Origin of the sequence: Wohlfahrtiimonas larvae (genome assembly GCF_002006755.1) — a bacterium.
GTDB classification, from domain to species: domain Bacteria; phylum Pseudomonadota; class Gammaproteobacteria; order Cardiobacteriales; family Wohlfahrtiimonadaceae; genus Wohlfahrtiimonas; species Wohlfahrtiimonas larvae.
In genome coordinates, this window is sequence record NZ_MVDO01000141.1 from 12,976 (window position 1) to 31,299 (window position 18,324).

Below are 18,324 nucleotides of genomic sequence, written 5' to 3' on the forward strand. Positions count from 1 at the left end.
AGCGCTTTTTTTATTGCCTCACAATTTAGTTATTGGCGCTTAGTAGACCCTCCCAACGATCTTTGCACTACATAAATAGAGCCCAAAATAATCACCAAACCAACAAACGATAAAATAGACAGTTTCTGCCCTAGGAAAATCCACCCTAAAATAAAAGCAGAAACAGGCGTCAATAAACCTAAGCTTGAAACAATGGCAGGTGATAATTGTTTAATGCCTTGAAACCATAAAATATAAGCAATCACCGCACCAAATAAACAAAGGTATATATAGCCCATAATATTTGTAAGCGTCATGGTTGGCCAACTTTCCATCGTTAAGAAGATCGGTAGAATAAATAAACCCGCAAATAACAATTGCCATCCTGTAAAAGCAAATAACGGTAAATTTACTTTCCAATAACGGCTAAAAAAAGTACCACATGCCATAGATAATGCACCTGTTAATGCAGCCAATACTCCGACCATATCCACTTTCATATTCGGTGAATATAACATAATGATCATACCTAAAAAACCTGTCACACCTGCTATCCATGCAGCTTTTGGCAATTGAACCTTTGCAACTGCTGACATTAAAATCATCACAATGATTGGTTGAATTGCCGCTAAAATCGCCGCTAAACCACCTGGTAAACGATAAGCTGCGACAAATATCATCGCTTGCATTAAACCAACATTTAAAATACCCAATATTGCTATTTTAAGCCAATCTTTTCCTTTTGGTAACACTCTAGTACATAAAACCAATATCAATCCCGCGGGTAAAACACGCAATAAGGCTGCCAAAAATGGTTGATTTGGTGGTAATAGCTCCGTTGTCACAATATATGTTGATCCCCAAATCAAAGGAGTCAACATTGTTAATAAAAGTATGGTTAAGCGGGACATAAACTTCCTCTAAAAGTATCTTGATGTTAAGATATATAATATAAACCTATTTATCTCGAGGTCAAGATATATGTCATTCGATAATGATAGAATTGCTCATGCTATTCATTTATGGCGCGCTCAAAAACCAGATTTAGCAGTTGATGAAATGTTGATGATCGGCCGCTTGATTAATTGCTCCATTCAAGCGTTTAACCATCTCGATGCACTCTATGAAAGCTATGGCATTAACCGTGGTGAATTTGATGTCCTTGCAACCATTCGCAGAAATGGCGCTCCTTACCAACTTTCACCCACACAGATATTTTCATCACTCATGATTTCATCGGGTACGATGACCAACCGACTACAACAATTAGAAAAAAAAGGATTAATTAATCGTTGTAATCACCCTGAAGATGCTCGTAGCTCTTTAGTAGCGTTATCTGATGATGGCTTAAAATTAATCAATCAGCTCATTTATGATCATGTTGAACTTGAAAAGCAGATGAATGAATTAATTAGCCCCGAAGTTAGACAAGCAATTACCGATGGCTTGGGAGAGTGGTTAGAAAAATTATCAACATTTTCACCAAAATCATCCATATAAAAAAAGCCTCACAACGAGGCTTTCAACTATTTTATCTTAGATGCTTTCGTAATTTTAATAACAATAGATGACAAGAAAATTAAAGCAATGATATTTGGTATCACCATTAAACCATTGAACATATCCGCCATATCCCAAACCAAATCCACTTTAAAAAATGCTGCAACAAAGATAAAGCACACCACTAAAACTTGGAAAATACGAATGGCTAATGATGAATTAAACAAATAGCGTACATTTGTTTCTGCATAATAATACCAACCAATAATGGTTGAAAATGCAAAACACAGCAATGCAATACTCACAAAGTAACCACCAAAATCACCAAATACAGATTGATAAGCCTGCTGAGTTACTGCAATACCTTTAACTTTATATATGGACAAGAAGTTACCATCTTGTAAGGTTAAACCTAATGCTGCCCAATCTTTCAAAGCTGATGTAATGATCACAAAACCAGTCAAAGTCACAATAGTACAAACAATGAAAACGCCCATCATCGCTAAGAATGCCTGCTCTTCTGGTGCTGTATCTTTAGCAACAGCATGCGCATGTGGTGTAGATCCCATCCCTGCTTCATTCGAGAATAAACCACGTGCAATACCAAATCGTGCTGCTTGTTGAATCGCAATCCCAGCACCGGCGCCTAATACTGCTTCAGGATTAAATGCAGCGACAAAAATAATGCGAATGGCTTCCCATAAGTATTGATAATTCAATGCTAAAATCACGACAACGCCCAATAGATAAAAGAGCGCCATCAATGGAATCAACTTTTCAACAACTGCAGCAATATTCTTAATTCCACCCATAATCACTAAACCTGTAATTACGGCTAAAACTGCCCCCATTATACCGGCAGGAATACCAAACGAATTATTGAATGCTTCAACAATGGAGTTACTTTGCACCATATTGCCAATCAAACCTAAAGCAATAATAATCAAGATTGCAAAAATTATGGCTAACCACTTCAAGCCTAAACCTTGCTCAATATAATATGCTGGGCCACCTACAACTTGCCCATTCTTATCTTTAGTTTTGAAATGGATCGCCAAAATTGCTTCAGCATAGATGGTTGCCATCCCTAAAAATGATGAGATCCAAATCCAAAAGATTGCCCCTGGCCCACCCAATAATATTGCAGTTGCAGGCCCTGCTAGATTACCTGTTCCCACTTGCCCCGCAATTGCAGTTGCGACAGCTTGGAACGAGCTCATTCCGCTCTTCCCTGCTTTTTCCCCTTTTAAGGAAACACCTGAAAAGAACATCTTCATCCCCGAGATAAACCCTCGGATCTGAATAAATCCTAAACGCACTGTAAAAAATATTCCTACACCAACTAATAGAAATATCAACAAATGATTCCACAAAATACCATTAACGGTGCTCACCACCGTTTCCAAAAAGTGCATGTTGCCTCCCTTATTACACAGAAATATAGTTTATATTTTTTTCATTATTTTGTAAGAAACAAAATCAATAAAATTCATCAAATAAGAGTAAAATGTCTAGTAAATGCACTATGCTCAGCATATATCATTATCAAAATTTTTAGGATCTACATCATATATGATGCACATCAATCGCTTTCGCTCTCAGTGAAGCACTCACAGAATCTCTAGTTTAGAGATAAGTTCGGGTGTTATGCGTTTGATCGTCCGTTGATTAAGGTTTAACACCCTTCTTTCGTTTATTTTCAAAAAAGGAAAGTGTTAACTCTATGAATCCATGGCAAACTTTTAAACAACAATATTTAATAAAGTTTTGGAACCCTGTACCCGCAGTGATCGCAGCAGGTATATTAGCAACCTATTACTTTGGTATTACAGGCACATTATGGGCTGTGACTGGCGAATTCACTCGTTGGGGCGGACATGCTCTACAAATCGTTGGGATTGATCCAAGTGATTGGACATACTTCAAAATGATTGGTTTTCAAGGCTCTCCCTTAGATCGAACTGACGGGCTATTATTAATTGGTATGTTTGGCGGCTGTATTGCATCGGCATTATGGGCTAACAATATCAAATACCGAAACTCACCACATAAAATTCGTATTTTCCAAGCTTTAGTTGGCGGTGTCATTGCAGGCTTTGGCGCACGTTTAGCAATGGGCTGTAACTTAGCTGCATTCTTCACAGGGATTCCACAATTCTCATTACATGCTTGGTTCTTTGCTATTACCACTGCTGTGGGTTCTTATCTTGGTGCTAAAGTTGCATTACATCCTATTTTTAGAATTCCTTTAAATTTAAAGAAGGTTACTGCACAAGCACCTTTGAAACAAAACCCTGCGCAAGTGAAAAACCGTTTTATTTTAGGTTCTAGCATTTTCATGTTGTTAGCCATTATTGGCATTGTCTTGTTATTCTTTAAACCGATGTTTGGTATTGCATTGCTCTTTGGTACTGCTTTTGGTTTATTGATTGAACGAGCTCAAATCTGCTTCACTTCTGCCTTCCGTGATCTTTGGGTAACAGGTCGAACGCATATGGCAAAAGCGATCATCATCGGTATGATGGTGAGCACAATTGGCACATTTGCCTTCATTGAAGCAGGCATTGCACCTAAGATCTTTTGGGCAGCCCCTAATGCTTTATTGGGTGGATTATTATTTGGCTTTGGTATCGTATTAGCAGGCGGCTGTGAAACAGGTTGGATGTATCGCGCAGTTGAAGGCCAAGTACATTATTGGTGGGTTGGTCTTGGTAATATTATTGGTGCAACTGTTTTAGCCTATTATTGGGATGATTTATCTCCATATTTAGTGGCTGATTTTGAGAAAATAAACTTATTACAAAAAGCAGGCCCTTATGGTGGATTAATCATTAACTATGCATTGATGATGGCATGTTTAGCTTTAGTTTTATGGTGGGAACATCGCTTCTTTAAAAAACGTCAAGCAGCCAAAACACAAGCAACAGTTAATGCATCTGTACAGCGCCCAATTAACGTGATTTCATAATTTATAAGGAAAATACTATGAGTGATTCAATCAATGTTGATGAAATTGTCCCAACATTACGTTTAGATATGGTAGGGGAACCTTGCCCTTATCCTGCCGTTGCAACATTGGAAGTGATGCCACAATTGAATGATGGTGATATTTTAGAAGTGATCAGTGATTGCCCGCAGTCTATCAATAATATTCCAATTGATGCTAAAAATCATGGCTATGAAGTATTAGCCATTGAGCAACATGGTCCAACGATTCGTTATTTGATTCGTAAGTAAGAAAAAGCCTTTATAATCAGCTATACTTTCCTCAAATACAATTCTTTGAGGAAAGTATGCAAATTAAAAAATTACTCTTAAATGCATCATCTGTTCTAACCATTGTCGGCATTGGTTTATATCTATTTATTGCAAACCAAGCGCCAACAATCTACTATCCATGGCAAGGTTTTTACTACAAAAGTATTGATGAATATGCAGATGCATTTGATCTACCTAAAGATAAAATCGATACCGAAACATTTACGTTGTTATCAGATGGCTTGGCGCATGATAAAAATAATATTTATTATTTTCAAAAAATCATTCCAAACACTGGCATTGACACAATCGAAGAATATAAACATAAATTATTTTTAGATTTCTCAAGGGCTTACCATGGGCCAGAAAAAGACCAATGGGATGAAGCCACTTTCCAAATATTAGATGTGTATGATGCAATTGCTCGCGATAAAAATCATTCATATTTTGGCGGTTACATCCTTAAAAGCATTCCTCGTGATCAACTACAAGCTTTAAGCAATGGTTTTTACACCGACAATACCGATGTTTACCATGGCAGTACAAAAACAAAGCTCAACATCAAACACTTAAAATTTGATCATGGCTATGCGATAGACAATCAAACAATTATGACACAATCTATATTTGGCTTAAGATCGTATCTCGATGCAGATGCTAAAACCTTTAAAGCCATCAATCGCAATTTTGCCAAAGATAAAAATCATTATTTTTACCAAGGTGCAGAGCTTGCCAACATTGACTACGCAAGCTTCAAGCCCTTCATTCGTCATGCGGTTGATAAAAATCGCGCCTATTTCTTTTTAAATCCTGGTCAAATCAACATCACAAATGGCACTGATCTTGCGTCATACGAAGAGCTTAATCGCTATTATGCTAAAGATAAAAACTACCTTTACACTGAAGGTAAAAGAGTTGCCAATGTTGATCCAAACAAGATACAAAAAAATCAATTTGGCACATTGCATGATGGTACCAATGTCATTTCAGGTACAGGTGTCATTATGAATGCAGATGTTGAAACATTCCGACGCTACCCTGATATGGGCTACGCTACTGATAAAAACAGCATTTATTATAATGATCAAAAAATTCTAGGCTCTGATGGTCAATCCTTTGAATTTATAACCACAACAGAATATGGCCGTGCCTACGTTAAAGATAAAAACTACATTTATAAAAATGGCCGAATGATTGAAGGCCTTGATCCCGATACTTTTGAAATTATCAGCGATGATTGGTTTAAAGACAAAGATCACATTTTCTATCGTGAAGATATTGTTAATGAAGCAGACTATGAAACATTTGAAGTGATCAATGAATCTATGGCTCGGGATAAAAATAACCTCTATTTTGTTTTTGCATTCAGCTATTCAGTGGTTCAATCCATTAAAGATCCACTAAGCTTTGAGCATGTTGATGGGCGATTTTTCAAAGATAAATTTAAAGTTTATTATTCTCATGTTTCTGAATTTTACCCGCTCAATGGGGTTGATGTCGAAAGTTTTGAAGTATTGGGTGATGGCTACTTTAAAGATAAAAACAAAATCTATTATAAAGAGCATACTTCTTTCTATCGCCCACCTTTCATTACGAAGGCAGACTCACAAACTTTCTCACTTGTTAAGCCGATCATCGGTGCATCTTCTCATTTTGATGGCCGAGATAAAAATGGATGTTTCAAAGAAGGCTCAAGCATTGATTGCTCCAAATAATTAGCAGGGATATATTATGAAATTTAAACTAACCAGCATTATTTTATCTTTTGCGTTGATGTCTATATCGCATGCACAATTACGCTTGATTTCAGCTGATGAAATCCCAGTCTACCACGGTGAAAGCTATGAAGATTTTGCTAATGAAGAATATTTTGAGCGATTCCCTGGCATTAAAAACATTGCAGATTTAAGCACCTTTAAAGCGATCACGGGCACTTATGCCGTGGATAAAGATCAAGCTTATTATAAAGATCGTATTTTCAAAGATGCTAACCCTCAAACATTGCGCCCACACTGGACGACAAATGGCCAAGGCAAAGGCTATGTAATTGATGATAACCATGTTTTTTATGAAGGCGCCATTGTTCCTCATGCTGATCCTTATACATTTGACATTTTAGGATCATCACTAGGATTTTCATTTACTTACAGCATTGATGCCAGCTACGTTTATATGGATAACAAGATCATTTATGGCGCAGATCCTGACACTTTTGTTTTCTACACCAATGGCCATGCCCGCGATAAAAGCCATATTTTTTACAAAGATAAAATTCTCGCAAACAGCGATGCCAATTCATTCAGATTTCTAAAAAGCATTCAACCAGGCACCGCTACCGATACTTTAGGTTATGCCATTGACAAAAATCAGGCTTATTATTATCCTGAAATCATCCGTGGCGCTAACCCGAAAAAACTTGAATTAGTGACTAAAGAAATCGCCAAAGATGACCGTAATATTTATAACGAAGGCAAAGTTTTAGATCTTAATGTTGATATTGAAAGCTTCCAATTATTTTCGCCCAATACTTCAGAAAGAACTTTATTCGTTGATAAAAACCATATTTATGCACAATGGATGAGATACTTTTACGCCATTACAGATGCCGATGTTAAAACATTCAAACCGTTCCGACATCAAAATTCAGTCTATGCCACAGACCAGCATTATGTATTTGCGATAGAATTTGAAAAATATAAAATCCTAGAAGGACTTGATCCTCAAAAAACTGAGTTCTACGGCCCATTTATTACAGATGGAACAATCATGTATAACAGCCTTTCCTCATGGACCAACGCGGGGAAATCTGACGAAGGCCTTGCTGAAAATCGCGTACCAAGCTATGGCTTTGAATTGGTGGATATGATCGATATTCCAACATTTGAATACCTTGCAGGAAACTTTGCCATGGATGAAGATAACGTATTCAGAGGATCAGGCGCCAGCCTCAAATTACTAGGTCCACGCTCTGAATTAAACCCTCAAATATTAAAAAATCACCATATGATTAAAATTCAAAACCAATGCTTTGATTTTAATGGTTATGAAGAGGAATGCCCATAATCAATGGCATCGGTTGCGATGTTCACCATCCATTCAATATCTTTTTCAGTCACGATATATGGCGTATTAAAGTACACGATTCCACCGAGTGGGCGAATCAATAAGCCCTTTTGTGTGGCATAGTTGAACATCTTTAAACCAATGCGGCTTTCCCATGGGAATGACTCTCTGGTTGCTTTATCCTTCACAACTTCAATCGCCGTGATCATCCCTTGCTGACGAACTTCTGCCACATTGGGATGATCCTTGAGCGGATTCGTATATTTCGCAAATGCTTGAATGAGTTTTTGGTTATGCTCGATCACATTATCATCCCTAAAAATAGATAATGTTGCCAATGCCGCGCTACAAGCCAATGCATTGCCTGTATAACTGTGCGAATGTAAGAATACAGATTCAGGATGATAGTCACGATAAAAAGCATCGTAAACTTTTTTGCTCGTCATACAAACGGACATCGGTAAATATCCACCTGTTAATGCTTTTGATAAACACAAGAAATCTGGCACCATATTCGCTTGCTCATGGGCAAACATCGTGCCTGTACGACCAAAACCTACAGCAATTTCATCCAAAATAATGTGCACATTGTACTGATCACACAATTCGCGAAGCTTTGTTAAATACAATGGCGAATGCATACGCATGCCACCTGCACATTGCACCAATGGCTCGATGATGACTGCTGCAATTTCATTATGATGCTTATGAATTAATTCTTCCATTTCCACAAACATTTTCAATGTGTAAGCTTCGACTGTTTCATCTTCTACTTTGTAGTACAAATCAGGTGCGGTGACTTTGAAGGTATCAAACAGCATGGATTTATAACTTTGCGTGTATAAAGATGTATCACCAACGGACATCGCACCTACAGTTTCACCGTGATAGCTATTGGTAAACGTCACAAATTTATTCTTTGTAGGCTCACCAATATTGCGCCAATAATGCATGCTCATTTTGAGTGCTGATTCAATACATGATGATCCATTATCCGCATAGAAACAGTAATCCAAGCCTTCACCCGTAATGCGCACCAACTCTTCTGACAGTTCGATCATTGGTTCATGGGTAAAGCCCGCCATGATCACATGCTCCAATTGATCCAACTGATCTTTCACAGCTTGATTAATGCGAGGATTCGCGTGCCCAAACACATTCACCCACCAAGAACTGATGCCATCTAAATATTTATTGCCATCAAAATCATAGAGCCATAAACCTTCACCGCGTTTAATCGGGATTAATGGATAAGTTTCGTGATCTTTCATTTGCGTACAAGGATGCCAAACAACGGATAAATCACGTTGCATCCACTTTTGATTTTCTGCCATGTTTTTCTCTTATTTCAATGGTGGTAAAGATAAATAGCTAGATACTGAATCGCCCTCTGCTAAAAATGGCACAACACCCAAACAAGGCGCTTCTATATGAGCTTTTAAATATTCGATGTTTTCGGCTTGATATGGCATATCGGGATCGACACAATTAGCAACCCAGCCTGCTAATCGTAATCCTGATTTTAAAATAGATTCCTGCGTTAATAATGCGTGATTGATTGCGCCTAACTTCACGCCCACAACTAAAATCACAGGTAATTGTGCTGATTTCACCCAATCTGAATAGCATTCTTGTTGATTCAATGGCGTATGCCAACCACCCGCACCTTCGATCAATACAAATTCTGCTGATTGTGCTAATGCAGGTTTTAAAGCTTCATTGATGGATTTTACAGTTAATTCGATATTTTCTTGTTCTGCCACGATGTGTGGCGCAATCGCAGGTGCAAAGCAAAAGGGATTAATCACAGCATAATCACACGAATATGTAGAAGCTTTTTGGTGCGCCACAGCATCTTCATTGCGAAGCCCATCTTGTGTGATTTCGCTACCACTTGCCACGGGTTTAATACCCAAAGATTGCAAGCCCAACTGTCCTGCTTTTTCTAATAAGCCTGCTGTGATTCTTGTTTTACCAATTTCTGTATCTGTACCCGTCACAAAAAAGCGCTGCATCGTTGCCATTTCATTCTGCCTTAATTAAAAACAGATAAAATTGTAACGCAGCAGCGGCTTATGTCAATCTATTAAGAAAATATTAAGTTTACATAAATCTTAATTACTTGTATTCAATGATGATTTTTATTCCATATTTATTTCATCTCATAACAACTCTGCCAAAATCTCTGATCCCATAAGCACCCTTCTTCATAATATTCATCCATTTGGGTACGGATAAAATCTGAAGCTTGATTCCCATAATGATCACAAATTTCCCGTAACTTTCGCACGGATTCAGAATGTTCGATGCCTGCGTACATATCGATCCAATCAATATACTGATTACCATCACGAATGTGTTGATCATGGATATAAATGCCGAGTTGCTGATATACAATAAAGCATGGCAACATGCCTGCAACTGCTAATTCAATTGGCAAAGTGGCAAGCTCTTCATTGAACTCTATAAACTGCTGGCATGTGGCTGTTGGCACAATACTCGATAAATCCCGGATTAAATAACTATCATGCAAGCCTTTTTCTGCAGCCATATTTTCTTCAAAGAAATCACGAAAGTACCATTTGAATTTAGATTCTGTCATTCTATCTGACATAGTGCGCAATAGCTTTGTGAATACTTGTAAGTACAGCGCATCTTGCTCAATGTAAAACATAAAGCTATCCGCATTCAATCGCCCTGTGATCAACTCTTGAATGAATGGCAATTGCTGAGTTTTTTCATAAATTGGCAAATACTTCTGCCATGCAGTTTCACTCCAACCTTGTTGATTATGCTGCATGATGATTACCTTTTATAAGCACAAATCGCGACATAATCGCCTTTATCATAACCTTCGATTGGTTCTTCGGCTTTATCATTGGAATAGACAGGATGCGCTACCAATGTTTGATAAAACTCAAAATCAGTTAAACCAAGCTTTTTCATGGTTTCAATTTTTTCACCTGTTGTACGCCAATTGGCTTGATCCACCAATTCAATTGGATAAGGATTGCGCGGATAAACGTCTTTCAATAACGGATGATCCCAAGATTTCACAGCTTTTGCCAAGTTATACAAAAGCCCATATCCACTCTCTTTTGGGATATCGATCACAATCAACTTGCCACCAACATTCAAAGCATCGAAGCTGTTTTTCAATGCCTTTTCTAAATTAGTAATGTAACCTGGGCAACCATTATAAATAATCGTGTCATATTTTTTGCCTGCATAATCAAAATCTTCAGAGGTTGAAATCGTCACATTAATACCACGCTTTTGTGCGATTTCTGCCATATCTTTCGATGGTTCTAAGCCTTCATTGATCTCAATGCCATAATCTTTACGCAAAATCGACTCAAACAAACCACTACCACAACCCACTGAGAAAATGTTTTGGCAACCTTCTAAAGTTTTAGCTACTAATTTCACTTCTGATAACAGCACGTTTTCATTCTCTAAAAACCAGCTATCATATTTTTCTGCATATTGATCAAAACTTTTTTGTCGCATAATTTCCTCAAGATTCATTGGTAAAATGTGTGAAACTCAACCTCGCGCTATTTTGGAGCTTTTTATCACCAAAATATTCGCAAGATAACGCTAAAATATTCATAGTAGCCAACGAATCAATGATATTTTTCGTGGCATTTTTATGGGTTAAATATAGATGAAATCCACCCAATGGCAGATCAAATTGATAATCATTTGGCAAAGTTGATTTCAGCCATTGCACACAATTTTGTGCACGTTGATGCAACTCTTTACGTAATTTTTCTTCATGCGTGAATGCATAATGATTCAGATAATGCTCCGCCATTACTTGTGGCAAAGCACTCAAACCCGAATCCAGCTTTTGACGAATATTCGCCAAATGATTCACCACAGATTCTGGCGCAATCATCCAACCAATTCGGATGGATTTTCCGAGATATTTGGATAACGAGCCAATATAAATCGTCTGCCCTTCAATATCCAATTGCTTAATAGGACTCGTATCAACCGTGGAATAAAAAGATAATTGGCTATAAGCATCATCTTCCACGATCGGTAAATTCTTACGTCGGCAAAAATCCATCAACGCCTTTTTACGGTTCATTGGCATCACTGAACCTGTAGGATTCTGGAAATTAGGATTCACAAATAGCATTTTTAACGAATGCTTATGCACTAATTCATCCAATCGTTCTATAGATAAACCATGCTGATCCACAGGAATACCATAAATTCTCAAACCTACAGATTGAAAGATTGGCAAAGCATAGAAATAGGATGGTTGCTCAATTCCGATTGCATCACCCGGCTTTAATAAACCTAAAGCAATCAGAGAAATAGCTTGCTGAGCACCTGATGTAATCATGATCTGTTCAACAGGTACAGTGAAGCTGAATCGAGTTTTGAGATATCGTTGAACAGATTCCCTTAACGATAAAATACCCAATTGTACATTGTCTTGCTGTTCTGCCAAGATCAATGATTGCCAATCCCATTCAGGTAATTTGAGTGATGGATAGAGATCAATCGGCAAATCACCGTTGCGTAAATCATGATTACTTTGCGTAGAAGTTGGCTGAAATGATGGTAACTGCTGATAACTATCCACAATATTGTTACGCCAATTGAAGGATGGATAAGTTAGCAATCCCCACTTTTGATCATTCACATAAGTGCCCGAACCAAGCTTTTTAATGATAATATTACGCTCGGCCAATTCATCCAATGCACGAATGACAGTGGAACGATTCACATTGAGCCAAATACTCAAATCACGTTCTGAAGGCAAACGCTCCCCCGGCGATAATTTACCTGAGATAATCGCAGCTTCAATACCTTCAATGATCTGTTGATACAGTGGTTTACCACTTTGCTTTTGAATGTTAAACATCTCAATCCATTTCCTCAATTCACACTAAGCATAGCAGAAGAAACACAATAAAAGTGGATGGTATAAAAAGCAACCAATTGGATCTATTTCACAGCCATTCCCTTTGTTAGTCTACATGTTCTGTTAATCATCAAAACCAAAGAGGATATTGGAATGACTAAATTTGTAGAAATGCCAAAGCGCGGCGTAATCATGGATGTTGTGAATGTAGAAGAAGCTAAAATTGCAGAAGCAGCAGGTGCTGTTGCTGTTATGGCTTTGGAACGTGTGCCTTCAGACATTCGTAAAGAAGGTGGCGTTGCTCGCATGACTGATCCTGAATTGATTCATGCAATCAAAGCATCTGTTTCAATTCCTGTCATGGCAAAAGTACGCATCGGACATATTGCAGAAGCTCGTATTTTAGAAGCAATTGGCATTGATTATATTGATGAAAGTGAAGTATTAACACCAGCGGACGATGTTTATCACTTATTGAAAAGTGATTACAACGTACCATTCGTTTGTGGTTGCCGTAACTTAGGTGAAGCACTTCGCCGCATTGGTGAAGGCACACAAATGCTTCGCACAAAAGGTGAACCTGGCACAGGCAACATCGTAGAAGCTGTACGCCACATGCGCCAAGTGAATGAAGAAATCCGTTTATTAACCACAAAATCAGACAATGAATTGATGGTTTATGCACGCGATATCGCAGCACCTTATGAATTGATCAAAGAGATCAAAAAAGCAGGTCGTTTACCAGTTGTAAACTACGCAGCAGGTGGTGTTGCAACACCAGCTGATGCTGTATTGATGATGTTATTGGGCGCGGATGGTGTATTCGTTGGCTCTGGCATTTTCAAATCAGAAAACCCTGAGCTATTCGCTAAGGCAATCGTACAAGCTGTCGCTAACTACGAAGATTTCGATCTATTAGCAAAACTCTCTCGTAACTTAGGCAAACCAATGAAAGGCATTGAAATTGCAACATTGGCAGAATCTGAGATTATGGCAGGTCGTTAATTCTCAATATCAAAAAAGGTTGCTTAAAACTCAAGCAACCTTTTGATTCAACCCTATTCATCACAATAATGATTAGAATTTAATATTAAACCCTACACGGATTGTTCTACCAGGCGCTGGGAAATGCGAGCGTGTTAATGGATCCAAATAATATTGGTTCGTTAAGTTCGTCGCCACAACTTCTAATGATGTATTTTTATCAAATGAATAATTCACCCAAGCATCCACGGTCGTTGCTTTTGCCCAATGTACAGGCACGTTTGTCTGCCAAGGTGCGATATCACCAAAGTTTTCTTTATCCGTATTTTTAGAACCGGCGTGATGTAAGATTCTTGTACCGATTTCCAATTTTTCATTTAAGAGTCGCCCACCTATCGTAAGGTTTAAAGCATATTTTGGTGGTGTCATATTACGCAAATAGCTGTTATAAAAACCATCTTTCACACAACTATTAATGCGACCATAATAAGGATCCATCGAAATAGCAGTAGAGTTATCACACACTTTATTTTTCAAGAAATATGATGCACTGAAATCCGCAAAGAATCGACCGTTATCATAACGGCTTTGTAGCTCCAAGCCACTCACAATCTGTTTATCAATGTTTCTCAGTGAGAAGAACTGATCACGATCTATCACATCTTTAATCGTATTTCTAAACCAAGCCACTTTAATATCTGCATAACGACCAGAATCCAACAATTCACTCAAATCGTGCACATAACCCACTTCAATATTTGTACTTTTTTCAGGTTTTAACCCTGTGCCTAAATAAATCGGATTAGCAGAAAAACCAACTGTAGACTCAAACATACTCGGCATTCTCTGAGTTTTAGCATAACGCGCATACAATCTTGCATTATCACTCACCCAAACTGTTGCGGATAATACAGGTTGCCATATGCCACTATTACTTTGTTTTGGCACTTCAGCAAATGGATCACCAACATATGGGCGATTTGTATGAGTATAGCTAGAGTTTGCTGGAGGTTTAGCTCCTATCGATTCCATTGTGCCGTTTTTAAAAGGATTATCTTCTTCATGAAATTTACCATCCTCACGCACATACCAAGTTTCATTACCTGAGATTTTTTGGCTATCAGGATCATAAAACACAGGTACCTTTGCTGATATCCCCTTTTCTGCAAGCTCACGATTATAATTCTGAACAAATGTCATATATTCTCTCATTGCTTTTGTTCTTTCAGCAGAATCCTCACTCTTTCGGCCTGCTGCAAATTTTGCATGAGCATCCAATAAATCTTGTGTTGGTTCAAGTTCATAATTTAATAATAATCCGGGGGCGCCTTTACTCGCATAAGCTTGATTTCTTGCTCTACGCTGGCGATTCAACTGCTCATCGTAAGAAGAGTAACCTTGTTTTTGCATACCTGCACTCAAATCTAGCCAAGAAGTTGGTTGCCAATCAAAGTTAAAACTCATATTCCATTCTTTGCGCCATCCCTCTCTTGGAATAGTTCTAAATGAATAACCTTGAGTTTCTTTTGGGTCGTAATACCAAATATCTTTTGATTTTAATTTCTCATGTTGATAACTACCACTCAGTGTTAAATCTAACTTATCTGTTAATTCCATTTTATTGCTAGTTGTTACCCCCCAGCGTCGATTATCAGAATTGGTCAAAGATGTATTACGCCATTTCCCTTTCAATTCAGGATGTAAAAATGCACTATAAAATTCACGTGGATACCCACCCGAAGTATGCGTATCTAATAATGTTTTTGTCCCCCAAATGTTCGTTTCTAAATCAATGAATCGATTTTCAGGGTTCCATTTATGATTTAAATATACAGCGGTTGTTTTTACTTTACTTAATGGCCATTGAGGAAATTTTCCCACAACTTGTTGACGAACATAATCCTTCATATCATTCTCAGGAGAAGTATTTAACAAATGATCTAAATCTGATAAATGGTTAGCAACACGTGAAGGCATGATTTCACCATATTTTCCCCAAGTATGACGAACACCTAGCTCTAATGCTTGTGCATCTGTTGGGCGCCAAGTACCTTTCAATAATATTGATTGCATCTCATTGGATGTATTGGGCACTTCACTGCCTGGTTTATAGACATCTGCTAAATGTTTGGTGTAGTTATCCCAAAAATCTTTTCGTTCTGCTGCATTTTCTTTATTATATTCACCACCTGAATAACGTCCGGCACCATTTCTACCCGCAAAATGATTACCCTTTTTTCTATAAACATATACACCCAGTAAATCAAAATTATCCCATTTTTTACCTGCTGCAAAACGAAATGCATTATCATCACCAAATGAATTTTGCCCACTTGTGCGAGGTGTAACCGCTGTTGCATTATCATAAAAAGAGAATAGATAAGGAATATTGGTTGATGACCCTAAAATATTAGGCAAAGGGGCATTAATATTTGGCATATTCGGCTTAATAGAATTATTACTACCTTCAAGCTTGAAATCAATGCCCCAATTTTCATCTTCAGCCACGATATCGTTGATACCTAATGTTGTAATTGCTACTGATCCACCTACAGAGCTATTGACACCGCGACTCAATGCAGGACCTTTTTCAACTGTCATCCCACCAATCAACATAGGATCAATATAATTTCGATTGTTCGCACCTGCATAACCGCGCCAAACGGTAATGGCTTGCTCTGTACCATCAATTGTCACAGGCACACGTCCTTGCCCTTGGATTCCGCGAACATTAGGATCTAGTGCACCACTATTACGAGCATCACCACTATTTACACCAACCATTCCCTTAAACACATCAGCAGGAACTGAACCCTTGAATCTCTCAACCTCTGTTTTATCTCGATAAACAGAAGAGATGCTTCGGTCATAAACTTGATTATGTTTTTCCTCATGACTTTTACCATCTCTCTCTCCAAGTACCGTTACTTGACCAAGATCAATCGCATCATCATCGATATTTTCTTCCGCATAACTCATTGAACCATAAAACACACACACAACTGCAACCGCTAAAATATTTAGCGGATATTGATAATTAGAACCCATGAAAAACCCTTAAATCAAGATTACGAGACGAACAGCCTAAAATGCTACATCCAACCAAGAAAAAGATATTATCAAAAATATTATCAAATGCAATTAATTATCATTCTCTAAAGAAAATTATTTTCATTTAATAGTTTTATTCATATTTTTAATATTAAAATATGAATTTTCCGATCATTATTTGTATAAGAATTTTTAATAACTTATAGCTTACCACCATGTTAAATTTACATTTATTAACAATAATTATTAAGGTGAAACATGAGTTTATCCGTTTTATACACTAGGGCACAAAAAGCACTGATATCTGAAATTGTTCGTGTTGAAACTCATATCAGTAATGGTTTACCTGCATTTAATATTGTGGGCATGCCAGAAACAGCAGTTAAAGAAAGTAAAGATCGTGTTCGTGCCGCCATCATTAATTCAGGTTATGAATTCCCTGCCCGTAAAATCACTGTTAATTTATCACCTGCTGATTTACCCAAAGAAGGCGGAAGATATGACTTATCCATTGCCCTTGGCGTATTAATTGCCTCAGGACAATTGCAATCTAAAGAAATTAATAAGTATGAATTTATAGGTGAGCTTGCTTTAACAGGTGATTTACGTGCTATTCGTGGATTATTACCCACTGTAATTTCTGCCATTCATCATTCCAAAAATATTATCATCCCAGCAGATCGTTCTAATGAAGTGGGATTTTTAGAAAGCCAACATATTTTTATTGCCAACAATTTAAAAGAAGTTGTGGAATATTTAGAAGGTAAACATACATTACAAGCCCCTGAAGAAATTATCATCGCCCATAGCCGCACAGCATTAGATATGCTGGATATCAAAGGCCAAGTTTTTGCTAAGCGTGCATTAAAAATTGCCGCTAGTGGTGGACATAATATATTACTCATTGGCCCACCTGGTACCGGTAAAACAATGTTGGCTTCACGTTTTATGACAATATTACCTGATATGTTACAAAGTGAAGCTATTGAAGCTGCTGCTATTGCTTCTGTTAGCCATCAAGGTTTTGACATTGAAAATTTTGGCATTCGCCCATTTAGGCAGCCACATCACACAGCATCTTCTGTAGCGCTTGTAGGGGGAGGCTCAAATCCTCGTCCGGGTGAAATTTCCTTGGCTCACCATGGTGTTTTATTTTTGGATGAGCTCCCTGAATTTGATCGTAAAGTATTAGAAACTCTACGAGAACCTTTGGAATCGGGCATTATTAATATTTCACGCGCCACTTCACAAGCTAAATTTCCTGCACAATTTCAATTAATTGCCGCCATGAATCCATGTGCTTGCGGATTTTTTGGTGATAAAGAAAAAGCCTGCCAATGCAGTACAGATGCCGTGAATCGTTATCGTAATAAAATCTCAGGGCCATTTTTAGATCGCATTGATCTACATGTCGAAGTACCTCGTTTAATGACATCCGAATTACAAACAACACAACTAGGTGAATCATCTGCAAGCATGAGAGAACAAGTTGTAGCAGCTAGAAATATTCAAAATCAACGTCGTGGTAAACAAAATGCTTTATTAACAGTGAGAGAAATTGATGAAGATTGCCAATTAGGAGCAAGAGAATTAGAATTAATGGATAA

Annotated in this window: 15 protein-coding genes; 7 read left to right on the forward strand and 8 right to left on the reverse strand. The window is 37.7% G+C overall.

Annotation, left to right across the window (positions count from 1 at the left end; translation table 11 throughout):
- Positions 1 to 29: 29 nt before the first annotated feature.
- Positions 30 to 890 (reverse strand): EamA family transporter, encoded by an 861-nt coding sequence (locus BZK14_RS08265; RefSeq protein ID WP_077926043.1) that lies wholly within the window; start codon positions 888 to 890, stop codon positions 30 to 32.
- A 70-nt stretch (positions 891 to 960) separates the two neighbouring features.
- Between BZK14_RS08265 and BZK14_RS08270 the strand changes: the two genes are divergently transcribed.
- On the forward strand, positions 961 to 1,479 hold the full coding sequence (locus BZK14_RS08270; RefSeq protein ID WP_077926044.1) for a MarR family winged helix-turn-helix transcriptional regulator: 519 nt from the start codon (positions 961 to 963) through the stop codon (positions 1,477 to 1,479).
- A gap of 26 nt (positions 1,480 to 1,505) precedes the next feature.
- Here the strand turns inward: BZK14_RS08270 and BZK14_RS08275 are convergent, their stop codons facing one another.
- Positions 1,506 to 2,894 (reverse strand): alanine/glycine:cation symporter family protein, encoded by a 1,389-nt coding sequence (locus BZK14_RS08275; RefSeq protein ID WP_077926045.1) that lies wholly within the window; start codon positions 2,892 to 2,894, stop codon positions 1,506 to 1,508.
- A gap of 308 nt (positions 2,895 to 3,202) precedes the next feature.
- Between BZK14_RS08275 and yedE the strand changes: the two genes are divergently transcribed.
- The 4 genes from yedE to BZK14_RS08295 are packed head-to-tail and all read left to right on the forward strand — an operon-like array spanning position 3,203 to position 7,800.
- Positions 3,203 to 4,447 carry a selenium metabolism membrane protein YedE/FdhT gene (gene yedE, locus BZK14_RS08280; protein ID WP_077926046.1) on the forward strand — a complete coding sequence of 415 codons (1,245 nt, stop codon included), beginning with the start codon at positions 3,203 to 3,205 and terminating at the stop codon, positions 4,445 to 4,447.
- A gap of 17 nt (positions 4,448 to 4,464) precedes the next feature.
- Positions 4,465 to 4,716 (forward strand): sulfurtransferase-like selenium metabolism protein YedF, encoded by a 252-nt coding sequence (gene yedF, locus BZK14_RS08285; protein ID WP_077926047.1) that lies wholly within the window; start codon positions 4,465 to 4,467, stop codon positions 4,714 to 4,716.
- 56 nt (positions 4,717 to 4,772) lie between these two features.
- Complete coding sequence (locus tag BZK14_RS08290; protein ID WP_077926048.1) at positions 4,773 to 6,452, forward strand: DKNYY domain-containing protein; 1,680 nt, start codon at positions 4,773 to 4,775, stop codon at positions 6,450 to 6,452.
- A 16-nt stretch (positions 6,453 to 6,468) separates the two neighbouring features.
- A complete protein-coding gene (locus tag BZK14_RS08295; protein ID WP_077926049.1) occupies positions 6,469 to 7,800 on the forward strand; it encodes a DKNYY domain-containing protein in 1,332 nt (443 codons plus the stop codon).
- On the opposite strand, the gene BZK14_RS08300 is transcribed toward BZK14_RS08295, so the two are convergent.
- The 5 genes from BZK14_RS08300 to BZK14_RS08320 form a co-directional block, all read right to left on the reverse strand.
- On the reverse strand, positions 7,779 to 9,134 hold the full coding sequence (locus BZK14_RS08300; RefSeq protein ID WP_077926050.1) for an adenosylmethionine--8-amino-7-oxononanoate transaminase: 1,356 nt from the start codon (positions 9,132 to 9,134) through the stop codon (positions 7,779 to 7,781). The genes BZK14_RS08295 and BZK14_RS08300 overlap by 22 nt on opposite strands.
- Before the next feature lie 9 nt (positions 9,135 to 9,143).
- Entirely contained in the window at positions 9,144 to 9,824 is a 681-nt protein-coding gene (gene bioD / locus BZK14_RS08305) for a dethiobiotin synthase (RefSeq protein ID WP_077926051.1), read from the reverse strand.
- Between the two features lie 128 nt (positions 9,825 to 9,952).
- Complete coding sequence (locus BZK14_RS08310) at positions 9,953 to 10,600, reverse strand: TenA family protein (protein WP_077926052.1); 648 nt, start codon at positions 10,598 to 10,600, stop codon at positions 9,953 to 9,955.
- Positions 10,601 to 10,605: 5 nt separating this feature from the next.
- Positions 10,606 to 11,310, reverse strand: coding sequence for a class I SAM-dependent DNA methyltransferase (locus BZK14_RS08315; protein WP_077926053.1), 705 nt, complete (start codon positions 11,308 to 11,310; stop codon positions 10,606 to 10,608).
- A 7-nt stretch (positions 11,311 to 11,317) separates the two neighbouring features.
- Entirely contained in the window at positions 11,318 to 12,682 is a 1,365-nt protein-coding gene (locus BZK14_RS08320) for an aminotransferase-like domain-containing protein (RefSeq protein ID WP_077926054.1), read from the reverse strand.
- A 153-nt stretch (positions 12,683 to 12,835) separates the two neighbouring features.
- On the opposite strand from BZK14_RS08320, the gene pdxS reads away from it, so the two are divergent.
- Positions 12,836 to 13,687 carry a pyridoxal 5'-phosphate synthase lyase subunit PdxS gene (gene pdxS, locus BZK14_RS08325; RefSeq protein ID WP_077926055.1) on the forward strand — a complete coding sequence of 284 codons (852 nt, stop codon included), beginning with the start codon at positions 12,836 to 12,838 and terminating at the stop codon, positions 13,685 to 13,687.
- A gap of 72 nt (positions 13,688 to 13,759) precedes the next feature.
- Here the strand turns inward: pdxS and BZK14_RS08330 are convergent, their stop codons facing one another.
- Positions 13,760 to 16,714, reverse strand: coding sequence for a TonB-dependent receptor domain-containing protein (locus BZK14_RS08330; protein ID WP_077926056.1), 2,955 nt, complete (start codon positions 16,712 to 16,714; stop codon positions 13,760 to 13,762).
- A 261-nt stretch (positions 16,715 to 16,975) separates the two neighbouring features.
- Between BZK14_RS08330 and BZK14_RS08335 the strand changes: the two genes are divergently transcribed.
- The coding region (locus tag BZK14_RS08335; RefSeq protein ID WP_077926057.1) for a YifB family Mg chelatase-like AAA ATPase at positions 16,976 to 18,324 on the forward strand (1,349 nt) is incomplete at its 3' end.